The following is a 224-nucleotide window of genomic DNA, read 5'->3' as shown; positions in this document are numbered from 1 at the left end:
CTTTATTAGTATCTTCCCATACATAGTCACCTAAGTTATATTTTGGTTTATAAAATCCTGAATCAATTGTTTCATTATCTGCGTCTTTAATAATAGCTGTTGTTGTTGTGCCATTTGAATCTTTACCATTATCATTACCAGAATTAACAGATGTTGAGGTATAACCTTCGGGTGTTTCAAAATCTACTGTATACGTTCCATTTTCTAAATCAGTAAATTGATAT

1 protein-coding gene is annotated in these 224 nt (G+C 29.9%); it reads right to left on the bottom strand.

The features are described 5' to 3' along the window. Positions 1–224 (bottom strand): SdrD B-like domain-containing protein (locus HMPREF2629_RS05945; RefSeq protein ID WP_141756716.1); only part of this gene is annotated, 224 nt, incomplete at both ends.

Origin of the sequence: Staphylococcus sp. HMSC034C12, from assembly GCF_001835895.1 — a bacterium.
Classification (GTDB): Bacteria; Bacillota; Bacilli; order Staphylococcales; family Staphylococcaceae; genus Staphylococcus; species Staphylococcus hominis.
Note: the sequence above shows the minus strand (reverse complement) of the source record. Positions and strands in the feature narration are given on the sequence as shown.